Source organism: Rheinheimera salexigens, from assembly GCF_001752395.1.
Taxonomy (GTDB): domain Bacteria; phylum Pseudomonadota; class Gammaproteobacteria; order Enterobacterales; family Alteromonadaceae; genus Alishewanella; species Alishewanella salexigens.
This window is the reverse complement of sequence record NZ_MKEK01000001.1, coordinates 1,394,102-1,406,169: the sequence shown is the minus strand read 5'-3', so window position 1 is coordinate 1,406,169 and position 12,068 is coordinate 1,394,102. Positions and strand designations below refer to the sequence as shown.

Annotated in this window: 8 protein-coding genes; 2 read left to right on the top strand and 6 right to left on the bottom strand. The window is 41.4% G+C overall.

Annotated elements, in window-relative coordinates; all coding sequences use genetic code 11:
• Nucleotides 1-116: 116 nt before the first annotated feature.
• Nucleotides 117-293, bottom strand: a complete 177-nt coding sequence (locus BI198_RS15985; protein ID WP_158007090.1) for a hypothetical protein — start codon at nt 291-293, stop codon at nt 117-119.
• Nucleotides 294-742: 449 nt separating this feature from the next.
• Here BI198_RS15985 and BI198_RS06465 point away from each other — a divergent pair, with 449 nt between their 5' ends.
• Entirely contained in the window at nt 743-1,612 is an 870-nt protein-coding gene (locus BI198_RS06465; RefSeq protein WP_070048819.1) for an alpha/beta fold hydrolase, read from the top strand.
• 74 nt (nt 1,613-1,686) lie between these two features.
• On the opposite strand, the gene BI198_RS06460 is transcribed toward BI198_RS06465, so the two are convergent.
• Entirely contained in the window at nt 1,687-2,883 is a 1,197-nt protein-coding gene (locus tag BI198_RS06460; protein ID WP_070048818.1) for an amino acid aminotransferase, read from the bottom strand.
• A gap of 41 nt (nt 2,884-2,924) precedes the next feature.
• Nucleotides 2,925-3,770: a GAF domain-containing protein gene (locus tag BI198_RS06455; protein WP_235605264.1), complete on the bottom strand. Its 846-nt coding sequence runs from the start codon at nt 3,768-3,770 to the stop codon at nt 2,925-2,927.
• Nucleotides 3,771-3,955: 185 nt separating this feature from the next.
• Between BI198_RS06455 and BI198_RS06450 the strand changes: the two genes are divergently transcribed.
• A complete protein-coding gene (locus tag BI198_RS06450) occupies nt 3,956-4,363 on the top strand; it encodes a translation initiation factor (RefSeq protein WP_083256573.1) in 408 nt (135 codons plus the stop codon).
• 97 nt (nt 4,364-4,460) lie between these two features.
• On the opposite strand, the gene BI198_RS06445 is transcribed toward BI198_RS06450, so the two are convergent.
• The 3 genes from BI198_RS06445 to BI198_RS06435 are packed head-to-tail and all read right to left on the bottom strand — an operon-like array spanning nt 4,461 to nt 11,990.
• A complete protein-coding gene (locus BI198_RS06445) occupies nt 4,461-5,777 on the bottom strand; it encodes an amidohydrolase family protein (RefSeq protein ID WP_070048817.1) in 1,317 nt (438 codons plus the stop codon).
• A gap of 11 nt (nt 5,778-5,788) precedes the next feature.
• Nucleotides 5,789-8,932: an amidohydrolase family protein gene (locus tag BI198_RS06440; RefSeq protein ID WP_083256572.1), complete on the bottom strand. Its 3,144-nt coding sequence runs from the start codon at nt 8,930-8,932 to the stop codon at nt 5,789-5,791.
• Between the two features lie 22 nt (nt 8,933-8,954).
• Nucleotides 8,955-11,990 (bottom strand): EAL domain-containing protein, encoded by a 3,036-nt coding sequence (locus tag BI198_RS06435; RefSeq protein ID WP_083256571.1) that lies wholly within the window; start codon nt 11,988-11,990, stop codon nt 8,955-8,957.
• Nucleotides 11,991-12,068 lie beyond the last annotated feature (78 nt).

Sequence of the window (12,068 nt, the reverse complement as noted above, 5' to 3'; positions counted from 1 at the left end):
ACGCCAGCTCAACCTTTTAGTTGAGCTTTAAAACCAAAAAACCACACTGTTAATCATTATAAGTGTGGTTTTTTTTACTGCATTAACGTCACTTATGTTACTTATGCCAAATGCAATTATTTAGTATGCACCATTGAGCTTAAGGCTAATGCTTTACCTACTTTACCCAATAAATGGTTAAGTCTACGCATTTGTATTTTGCGTGAAACTGGGTTGTTTGCTACTAAATGTTGTACTGTTTTAGTTTCAGTTGTGTTTACTGTAGTGGTTAAAGCTGTGTTTAAAGTTGTCATGAAAACCTCGATAAAGTGCGATGCAGTTAAGATGGCGCTATTATGCCTACTTTTCAGCCAATCGACCAACGAGATAAACTAGCCCTAATGCATTAGATTTTCTAATCAATGTTATTCATTTAGCATTAAGCTAGGCAATTTTAATTTTTAATACCTGCCACATAAATCGCATAAATTATTTTAAATATGCAAATTAAGTCACTATTTATGCGTTATAGTAATCTGAAACTGTTACCTAGCTGCATAAAAACACCTCAATACTGGTTTGACCATGAATTCCCATGAATAACCATGAATTATTTTTTCTTATGCAAAAACTATAAATATTGAGTAATTACCTATAATTTCAAAAATTCTCAAATCAGCGACAAATATCACAATTATGGTTCAGCTGACTAATCTGCTAAGTTAACCCAATCAAAAAGTAAAATAAGACGATTACTCATATTATGCCTTTAATCCATAACGTACAATTTGAACTAAATCACTTAGTACATACCGCTTTAACTAATTGTTCTGACCTGACTATTAAAGGTAGCGCAGCACCTATTTTATGTTTACATGGTTGGTTAGATAATGCGGCTAGCTTTTTGCCTCTAGCGGCTGAGTTAGCCGATTTACCGTTATTAGCATTCGAATTTGCCGGTCATGGCCATTCAGCACATCGCAGCGCGGATAGCCATTATCACTTTGTTGATTGGGTAGACGATATCGCCAGCTTATGTCAGCAACAAGGTTGGCAAAATTTAACCATTATTGGCCACTCTATGGGCGGCATGATCGCTACCGCCTTGGCGGCAAGTTTTCCAGAATTAGTTAGTCGACTCATTTTAATAGATAGTATTGGCTTAATTAGCGAAAGCGCAGACAAGGCGGCCGAGCAATTACGCAGCGGCATTACATCACGTCAGCGTTATCGTACCCCGCGTAAACTTAATTACCGAGACTTAGAGCAAGCCGCCACCGCGCGCCAGGCTCAAAGTGATTTTAGTTATGCGCAAGCGTTGTTACTCAGCCAACGCGGCAGTATTACTCATGCTAAGGGCGTCAGTTGGCGGGCAGATATGCGTTTACGCCATATCTCGTTATATCGATATACGCCCGAGCAAGCTGATGCCATTATTAACGCTGTACAATGCCCTGTGCAGGCTATTGTAGCGACTGATAGCAAATACTATAAAGATATTCAGCAGCGCACAGCGGCCTACAGCACGCTTAAATTAGTTACTCAACAAGGTGGCCATCACTGCCATATGACAGAGCCGAAACAAGTCGCCGCTAGCATCAGAAGCTTTCTTACTGCTAGTGTTGAGTGTTGAGTGTTGAGTGTTGAGTTATAAAAAAACCGGCGTATAAACTAGCCGGTTTTTTTATAGTATCAATTATGGTTTAGCTAAGCTTTTAATACACTAGCCACGGCAGCAGCAAAGTAATCAATATTGCTATGGTTTAAACCTGCAATACTGACCCGGCTAGAATCAACCATATACACACTGTAATCGGTTTTTAACTGGGCAATTTGCGCTTTAGTTAAGCCCAAAAAGCTAAACATACCGTGTTGGCGAGTAATAAAACTAAAGTCTTGCTCTACGCCTTGCGCAGCTAGCTTATCGATAATTAGTTGACGGTAGCTATTAATGCGATTACGCATTTCGGCTAATTCTTGATACCATAAAGCCGTTAATTCAGTGCTGTCTAAAATATGGCTAACCACAATAGCACCGTGCGCCGGTGGCATAGAATAAATGCTACGCACAACACTTAATAAGTTAGTTTTAACATTCTGTGCTTGAGCACTATTTTGCGACATTATAGTTACCGCGCCTATACGGTCACGATATAAACCAAAGTTTTTTGAGCATGAGCTGCATAAAATCAGCTCAGATACCGCATCAGCTAAATGGCGTAAACCGGCCGCATCTTCATCTAATCCAGCACCAAAACCTTGGTAAGCCATATCCACTAATGGCGTAAAACCACGCTCTTGAGCAAGCTCAGTAAAGCGTTGCCATTGGGCGAAGGTTAAATCCATACCGCTAGGGTTATGACAACACGCGTGTACCAACACCACATCACCAGCAGGTATTTTTGCTAAATCAGCAAACATGGCCTCTTCATTTAAGCCACGAGTTTCATAATCATAATAAGCATATTCTTTTACTTTTAAGCCTGCAGCTTGAAATAACGAAATATGATTAGCCCAAGTCGGTGTCGTTACCCAAACAGTAGCGTCAGGATTAGCCCGCTTAATAAATTCTGCCGCAACTCGCAATGCACCGGTACCGCCAGGTGTATGGGCCGTGGTTAAACGATCGGCTAACAATGCCTTATGGCTAGAACCAAAAGCTAATTTTTCCATATGCAGGTTAAAGTTAATATCTCCTGCCATACCAATATAGGTTTTGCTATCTTCTTGTTTTAACCGTAATGCTTCGGCCTGTTTTACACAGTTTAATACTGCAGTATGGCCTTGTTCATCTTTATATACGCCCACACCCAAGTCGACTTTATTCGGATTAGGATCTTCTTTATACGCCGCCATTAAACCTAAAATGGGGTCAGTGGCCACGGCTTTTAAATCAGCAAACATAATGTTCTACCTACGGTTAAATGAGATTACAACAACTGAAGTTAAGGCAGGTACTGCGGCACAGTAATGCAAATAGCCACAAGTAACGCGATGGCGTCAGCAGTAAAAACGTTATTATTAAAATCTTCGGCATCAATAATACCAACTATTTTGCCTGATTGGTCAAATAAGGGCAAACACGCTTCAGCACTTACTTTAGGATCGCAGGTATAATATTCCCCCCCGCCGGCGACATAGTCAGCTACATTGTTAATAACTTTAGCCACGCCAGATAAGCCCACGGTGCTATTATTACTATATTCAGCAAATTCAACTGTCAATGGAAACTCTGGCCGTGATTCTGCGCCATAATACGCCAGTTTAACTAATACCGCTTCAGATTGCTGATTCACTCTACTTTGATAAATACCAAACCAATCTAAATTGGTATGTTGCTGGTAATAATTGGTAATTGCCTGCAAGTTGGTTAACGCAGTGGTGCTGTGAATAGTGCATCTGGCACTATCCGCACTTAAGGTTTTAATCAAATCATAGGGCTCTGGCTGCAGCTGGGCAAAGATAGAACAAGCGCCGCCCTCACCTAGCTCAGGAATTTGATACTGCCATCTTAAGTTAGTCACAGTATGCTCTAGTAAAAACTGAGATAAAGCTGCCTGATGCTTTGCCACTAAAGGCTCAATATCAGTCACTAAGTCGGCATAATTCTGTATTAAGCCACTTTGTTGTAAATAGTCCGTTATCAAACTGCTCTGATCTTGCAAAGCAGCAGTGCTTGCTACAACAGTGCTAGTTTCAACCGCGCTGCCAGTTTCAACCGCAGTGTCGGTGTTAGTAGCGGTTTTAGTAGCACTGATATTTTCTAAAGCTGCACCATTCATTTTAGCCATCCAGATACCTATACGTTATTTTTGTATTCTAGCAGATACCTATAAAAAACCAAGCCTTGTATTGAAACTCTTGCTCAGTAGCGTTGCAGTGTTTAAGCTTACATTCTGTATAGAAAACCGCACAGTGCAAAGCGTACAGTAATAAACCGACTGTGCTAAAAGTGCAAATAACATGAGCCTGCAAAATGAGTAAAAAAATATCACTCGCCGATTGGCAAGCCCAAAGTAATCATACTGAGACAGCTACTTCACCTAATGCAGCTGATTCAGCTAATAAAAATCTTGTTTACTCTACAGATGGTGGCTCTGTGCCGACACAAAAAGCCGACAAAGCTGCAGGTACAGCTTACCCAGACGGTGCACTTCGGCTACGCCGAGAGAAAAAAGGTCGCGCGGGTAAAGCGGTATTAACCATTACCGGCATTGCTAAATCTCATGCTGAATTAGTCGAACTCACCGCAATATTAAAAAAGAAGTGTGCTTGTGGTGGTGCGGTTAAAGATGGCGTGATTGAAATTCAAGCCGATAAGCGCGAATTATTAGAGCAGATTTTGCACGCAGAGGGTTATAAAACAAAATGGTCTGGCGGTTAAAAGTCGGTCTGGTGGTTAAAGTCGACGTTGTGGTTAAAGTTGCAGTGCCAGCATAAGCCGGCACTGTTTTATTCTAACTTAAACACAAACCTGCATCTTAATTGATGCGTTGTTTATACTTATCGTGTAGCTGCTTATTGCGGTTATTTAAATCGACTTCACGACCATCAATCCACATATAACTAACTTTATGCGTTATATAGTCAAAGATGTCGCCATCAGATACCACTAAACTAGCGGCTTTACCGACTTCGATACTGCCTAAACTGGCATCAGCACCGGCAATTTGTGCCGCATTAATCGTTACCGAGCGTAAAGCCTGCTCTGGTGTTAAACCGTAGTTTATAGCCTGACCGGCTGCAAACACTAAGTTACGTGTATCCCAATAGCCATCCAGCGATAACGCAAACTTAACCCCAGCTTGTTGCAATACTGCAGGCGTTTTATATGCTTGGGCATAGCTTTCATCGCCACGAGTCGGCAAACCGAACGGCGCAGTATAAATGACTGCGACATTATTCGCGGCTAGTTCATCAGCAATGCGCCAGCTATCACGGCCACCCACTATGGTTAATGCCAGCTTATACTGCTTAGCTAACAACATAGCTTGCTGGATTTGCCGGGCATCATCGGCATGAACAAATAATGGCAATTCGCCGTTAAACAATGCCAACATCGCCTGCCAACGCGAATCTTTACCGTAATTCAGCCCTTCTTGCTCAGCATCATAATAGGCTTTAGCATCGGCAAAATATTGCTGCAGTTGCTTTAGCTGTTTTGCGTTAGCTTTACGTACTTCATCTGCTGGTTTTGGGTTCCAACGCGAACCGACAGTATCAGCATTAGGCCAATTAACATGTAAACCAGTATCGTCTTTAGTCACCGCATCTTGATAATTCCAAGAGTCTAACTGCATTAAGCTCGACTGCCCCATTAACATGGCGCCAGCTGGATAAATCATGCTGTGAGTAAAGCCGTTACTACGAATAGTCGGGATCACTTCAGAATCAGCGTTATACGCCACTTTCGCCCGAATATCAGGGTTAGTGTTCGTTACTTCTTTGCTGTCATTGGTGGCTCTAACGGCACTAATTTCAATTAAGCCTAACTGATTTGCTAAGGCAATTAAGCCTGGATACAAATGTTTACCGTCTAACGCCAATACTTTAGCGCCAGCCGGTGCCGTTAAGTCTTTACCAATTGCTGCAATTTTACCTTGGTCAATTAATACGTCGGTATCCACTTGCAGGCCATTAACCACGGTATGCACCGTTAAACCAGTTAATAAAATAGGTGTTTGTTGAACAGCACCTGGCACCATATCATGAGCTTGGGCCGGTGCAGTAAATGCTAAGCTTGCTACGCTGCTACTTAAAGCAAGCGCGATACTTAAGCTAATAGTATGTAATTTCATGCTGTAGCTCCTTAATGCGAATGCTGAAGAAAGTGGGCAAACTGACCTTCGGCTAACCAATCGCCTTGATCATCACAATGCCATAAGGGTTCATCTTGCTTATAACCGGCTTTTTCACCTTTTTTAGCATCATCACCACTTTGTAATACTTTTTGCATTAAGGCCTGTTTTTCAGCGGCAACTTGTAGTTGCATCTGCTTATCTGCTTCAATATCAAAGTACTTAGTACCCTCAATCCAAGTTTGTAATGCTTGGCTATACACTGATAACGGATTACCGCTCCATAACACGAAGTCCGCTTGCTTACCTTCTGCAATTGAACCTGTAACATTATCAATTTTTAGCTGTTTGGCAGGATTAATCGTCACCATTTTCAACGCTTCATGCTGATCCATACCGCAGTACATCACAGATTTAGCGGCTTCTTGATTTAAACGGCGTTGTAAACCGGCATCATCTGAGTTAATGCTCACTAATAAACCTTGCTCTGCCATTAAACAGGCATTGGTTGGAATAGCATCTTGCACTTCCATTTTATAAGCCCACCAATCGGCAAAGGTTGACGCACTAGCGCCATGCGCTTGCATTTCCTTGGCAACTTTATAGCCTTCTAAAATATGGGTAAAAGTGGTAATGCTAAAGCCCATCTCTTCGGCTACGCCCATCAGCATTAATATTTCAGATGCCACATACGAGTGAGCATGAATAAAGCGCTGTTTATTTAATATCTCGACTAAGACATCTAAGCGGTAATCTTTGCGCGGCGGTGCAATGTCAGCACGTTTACGTTTTGACAGCTTATTATAAGCAGTCCAATTCGCTTGATATTCTTTGGCCGTTTGAAAAGCATCACGCACTGTGGTTTCAACACCAGCACGCGTTTGCGGATAACGCTCGTTAAAAGCATCGCCCCAGTTAGACTGTTTAACGTTTTCACCTAAAGCAAACTTAATGCTACCTGGTGCATCTTTAAACTTAAGCTTATCTGCAGTTTCGCCCCAACGGAATTGGATAATTTGCGCTTGGCCACCAATAGGGTTAGCACTGCCGTGTAATAGCTGAGACGTAGTAGTACCACCGGCTAAACCACGATAAATATTAATATCATCTGGGTTTAACACATCGCCAATATGCACTTCAGAGGTAACAGCATCGGTGCCTTCGTTAACGCCCATTTCAATAGCAACATGCGAGTGTTCGTCAATAATACCAGGGGTTAAATGTAAGCCAGTGCCATCAATTACCGCATAACCACGTGGTGTCGATAATGACTTACCTACTTTATAAAACTTACCATTACGAACTAAAACGTCGGTTTCTTGTTGAATACCAGCGGCTTCTGCCGTCCAAACAGTGACATTTTTAATATGCACATTTTGTTGTTCGGCCAAGCTATTTAAACCATAAGCACGGTTTGGAAACGTTAGCTTAGATATCATAGTCGTATTCAATGCGCTATCAATTGCAGCTTTTTTACTGTCTGCTTTATCTGCTGCCACTTCAGTGCGGCTAGCGCTAATGTCTAACTTAGCCTGATTTATATGTAATTTACCGATTAACTGATTATCTACAAACTTGCCATTAAACTGGGCAATTTCAGCTTGTTCAGTTAACGAAGTTAAATCGACATTAAACTGCAACTGTTGCTGAGCAACGCTAACAGCAGTTAACTTTACGGCGTCTTTATCATCAGCACCTGCTAATTTTAAGCTACCTTTTGCGTCGGCACGCAAACTAAGTTGCATCGCTTTACCGTTAACATTAATTGCATAATCGCCGGTCATATCTATAGCGTGAAGCGGCTTAAAGTTATGCTGCTGGCCACGGGTCCAAGTAGCAATAATTTCACCATCAGTAAATAAATCACCATTAGCAATAACTAAGTCGGCTTGATAACCTTGGGCAATTTTACCTAAGCTTGCTGCTACACCGGTCATTTTGGCAGGCACTGTGGTCAGCGCGGCTAATGCCGTATCGCTGGTTAAACCATGTTGCACCGCTTTACGTAAGTTTGGCCAAAACTGTTTTTTATCTTTTAATTTGTACGTCGTTAACGCAAAAGGCACACCGGCATTTGCCAATGCGGCGGCATTGCTAGGTGCGCGTTCCCAATGACGCAAACTGGCTAAATCAACATCTGGCTGATCAGACACTTGCTTCACTTCAGGTGCGGCAGGAAAGTTAAGCGGTAAAATTAAGCTACGGCCACTTTGTTTAACTTCATCTAAGCGGACATATTCATAACCCGAGCCCACTAACACAGCGTTATTTAATGCAAACTCATTTAGTAATTTGTCGGCACGTAAAAATGAGCGGTCATCAGTAGTTTCAAAAATTGCGCCTAAATCGTTTAAACCACCTAATTGCTGTAATGCAGCATTAAACTCAACCGGTTCAGTATAAAAGCGGGTATCCGTTTTGCCATACGCTTGCTGATACCAATTAGCATCACTTAAAGTTTGCCGAATTAAGGCAATACTACCCATTAATGACGATGGATAACTCTGCTTAGAGCTACCTTTACTAAACGACATAAACTGAGCGCCATCGGCTTTAAGTACTAACTCATTAGCAAGACCATCAGCTAGTGAACTAACAAAAGCTTGGCCACGGAAAATACCGTCAAACTGCGCCGCTTGTACTGCGGTGAAGCCTAGCTGACGAAAACTCTCTGCCGCTTTAGCATCAGGTTTAAATTGGTTAATCCAACGTACTTGGGCATGAATAGCATCATTACTGGCGTTACCGCCTTGGCGCTTATTGCTATAAACCGGCGCATCGCGATAACTGCCGCGGTTTGGTTTTTTCGCCGCGGGCACACCATATTCGGTATAAGGGTCAATAAAGCCAGCATATATATGAAATTGGCTAGCATCAATTTGCTGATAACCTGCAGGTACAGTCACTTTAGTGCCAACAGCAGAGATTTTACCGTTTTCAATTAAAATAGTGGCATTGTTTAAGGTTTTACCCGGTTCAGTCACTACAGTGGCACCGGTTAAGGCGACTAAATTAGGCGTTTTATGTTGAATACCTTGCAAAGGTGAAGTCTGATCAGCGTAACTGCTTGTTGTCGTTAGTGTAATCAATGCAGCAGTTATTAGTGACACAGGTGGCATCGACAGTTTACGCGTCGATAAACGGGCTCGAGTCATAACATATTCCTGGGATTAAAGGTTATTGTTTTATAACAAAGTTCAGACTGGCTAATTCTTGCTCGGCCAATGGCATACTAAAGTAATAGCCCTGAACGTGGTAGCAGGCATTTTTTCTTAAAAACTCAACTTGTTCGGCAGTTTCTACTCCTTCTGCAACCACTTGCAGGCCCATTTTTTGCGCCATAGCAATAATAGCGGAAACGATATTCATATCGTTACGGTTCTCGGGAATATCTCTGACGAACGAGCGGTCAATTTTTAGCTCGTCTACCGGAAAACGCTTTAAATAACTAAGCGATGAATAGCCTGTACCAAAGTCGTCAATAGATAAAGACACGCCAAGCCGCTTTAACTGATTTAATTGGCTAATAGCCGCATCTGTGTCACCCATTAACATACTTTCGGTAATTTCGAACATTAAATATTGAGGGTCAGCACCAGTACGTTGAATAATGCGCTCGACAACTTCAGGTAAATTTTCATCTTTAAATTGCCTTACCGATAAATTAATCGCTAGAGTAATTAAGTTGCCCTGATTATGCTGCCGAGTGATAAAGCGACACGCTTCCCATATAATCCATTCGCCTATGGGTACTATTAATCCGGTGTTTTCAGCTACCGTCATAAAGCGTGCCGGCGCTACTAAGGTATTATCCGGCCGTAACCAGCGTAACAAAGCCTCATAACCCAGCAAGCTGTTATCGCGTAAATCAATTTTCGGCTGGTAATACAACATAAACTGATTCTGTTTAATTGCTTCTCTTAGCTGGTTTTCAATCAGTAAACGCTCTTTAGCGACTTCATTTAATTCTGGACTATAAAATTGGAAGGTATTTCTACCGCGTGCTTTAGCTTCATACATGGCTAAATCAGCATGTTTTAATAATAACTCTTCTTCAGCGGCATCTTCTGGTGCAATAGTAATACCAATACTGGCACTAATAGCCACCTCATGCTGGCCTAATTTTACCGGTTCAGCAAAGGCTTGCTGTAAATTACGGGCAATTAGCGACGCTTGGTTGCGATCATTAATTGCCGCTAAAATTACCGCAAACTCATCACCACCGAGACGGGCAATGGTATCTTCAGCGCGCAATCGCGACGTTAAACGCCGGGCGACTTCTTTTAATAACTCATCACCAGCATCGTGACCTAAGGTATCGTTAATACGCTTAAATTCATCTAGATCAAAATATAATAAAGCAAAGTTATAATAACCACGCTGCGACATGGCTATTGCTTTGCGTAACTGTTCTCGAAAGTAACTGCGGTTAGCTAAGCCGGTTAATACATCGTAATAGGCTAACTGCTCCATTTTTATCTGGCTTTGCTTAATAAACGAAATATCTTGCATAGCACACACGTAGTTACTGATCTCTCCCTTTTCATCGCGAATTGGCGCTATAGCTAACGACACCCAGAATTGAGTATCGGCCTGGTTATTGACGTGATTATTGGTTTTATCACCGTTTTTTTCACTACCTTCCTGACCGTGATAATGCATTAACATATCGCCACGCCAATGTTGTCGCTCTTTAAGAGCATAGAAAATCTCATCATTTAAATGATGCATTTCTGCTGAAAACAGCACACTTAATGCTTGCCTCTGCTCTAAAGCCGGCTGACACTTAAGCATTTTAATTAAGAAAGGATTAATATATTCAATCTGTAACTTGCTATCGGTAATGACAATGCCAGAGCTTAAAAACGACACCGCTTTACTTAACTTTCGCGCTAAATGCTCAGCTAATTCTTTTTCAGTTATCTTGGCATTTAAGCCAGATACTAAGGTCGTCATTTTTAACGTCATCTGATTAAAAGCCCGATTTAACATGCCTATTTCATCAGTTTTTACATCCAATTCAACTTGATTAACCTCACCTCGTGTAAATGCATAAATAGCATTAGATAACCGATTTAACCGTTTTAGAATTACTTGATAAACTATTAGAAAAATCATCAACGACACTAAAAGTGCCACTACCATAAAAATACTGACTAAGCGCTTGCGATATTCAGTTAAGCTGGCTAATACCTGCTCTTTCTCGATATGCATCGCTAAATACCAATTAATAGGCCCTATCGCAGCGGAATAAATAAGATGCTCTGACAGCTTTGCAGATTGTTTTTCAGATGTCTGGGCTATTTCACGTGGCTGAGATGCCACGTCCTTGGCATAACTTTTTAAGCTTGGCGTCACGGCTTTTACTCCAGGAAATAGCGTATTCATGGGTAACCCGGAAGGTAAGCGCTGAAATTTATCACCAATTATTTGGCCTTGGCCATCAAATAAAAACACTTGAGCATTTTGCAGTTTATTTTGCAAACTGGGCAAACTATCTAAAATATCTTGCAACAATATATCGGTGCCAGTCACGCCTATAAATTCATTATCAACATAAACCGGAATAATTAAACTAATCAGCCATTGCTTAACAATGCTGTCAAAATACAGCGAGGTCCACTTTGCTATACGTTCAGGATTTTGTTCCGGCGTGGCTAAGCTATAAAAATAATCGAGGTTAAAATCATGCCCAGTATCAAATTGCAGTGCCCAGTCAGCTGGGGTTGAACGAATAAAATGTTGTTTAGAGATAAAGTAAAAACTATAAAAGTCTTCAGTCATTAACGGGGCAAGTTGTTGCCATAACACCGCCGTATGTTCAAACAGTGCTGCGGTACGGCGATTATATTGATCCGACGCAATATAAGCCGCCGAATAATCATCTTGGCTTCTAATACTACCGTCAGCACTCGCGACTAGACTCGGCCTAGCGTCCATTTTTGTTTGGCCTAAAGCCGTAGTAACAATTTTATTCGCTACGGTCGCTTTTTGTTGTTTTTTGACAAAACTATCGGTCAGTTGCGCTGAGTAACGTAGTGTATTTAATTTAATGGCATCTTGTTGCTGCTTAATGAGTACATATTCTTGATATGACACCACTAAATAACCAACGGCTAAGCCTACAATCATAATTGCCAAAAATACCACTACAGCAAACTTTCTGCCTAATGAATCCATTCCCTGTGGTTTAATAAAGCTTATTTCCTTCACTGCTTCAGCCTATTTGTTAATACTATTGCAAGGTTGGCAAAATATCGTTATCTGTTAAGCTATTACCTATAAAGTAAT